1 protein-coding gene is annotated in these 643 nt (G+C 47.9%); it reads right to left on the bottom strand.

The features are described 5' to 3' along the window. The coding region (gene nrdD / locus N1032_RS25965) for an anaerobic ribonucleoside-triphosphate reductase (protein WP_310795992.1) at positions 1-643 on the bottom strand (643 nt) is incomplete at both ends.

Below are 643 nucleotides of genomic sequence, written 5' to 3'. Positions count from 1 at the left end.
CCCCAACCCTCTTCTGACTCATCTTTCCATTTCTCCGTGGCATTTCTCATACGTTGTACCGGACCAACACAAAAATCTTGTGCAGCCCAGTTCTCCGTAGGAGCTTCACCAAACATGATTATGGAAGCTTCATGGAGTCCGATGTAACCCAAGCTAATCGAGCTTCTGCCATTCTTAAAGAGTGAGAGAATCTCATCCTCGGGTTTAAGGCGTACTCCAAACGCTCCTTCGGTGTAGAGAATCGGGGCAACGGCTGCTCTAACTCCTCGTAGACGGTCAATGCGAGTGTCAAGAGCTCGTTTAGCAAGAGCAAGACGTTCTTCAAAGAGAGTGTCGAACTTGGCAAAGTCACCGCCTGATTCGATGGCAATACGAGGAATATTGAGTGTAATGACCCCGAGGTTGTTACGCCCGTCGAGCACCTCATTTCCATCGCTATCTCTCCATACACTGAGGAATGAACGACAGCCCATTGGGCTAACAGGCACCGAGCTACCAGTGGTGGCACGATTGTTGACTGCGGAGATGATATCGGGATACAGTCGCTTAGTTGCACATTCGAGTGCAAGCTGCTTAATATCATAGTTCGGGTCATTTTTCTCTTGGTTTAATCCTTTTTCAACGAAGAAGACTAATTTTGGGA

Origin of the sequence: Herbiconiux daphne (assembly GCF_024979295.1) — a bacterium.
Classification (GTDB): domain Bacteria; phylum Actinomycetota; class Actinomycetes; order Actinomycetales; family Microbacteriaceae; genus Herbiconiux; species Herbiconiux daphnes.
Note: the sequence above shows the minus strand (reverse complement) of the source record. Positions and strands in the feature narration are given on the sequence as shown.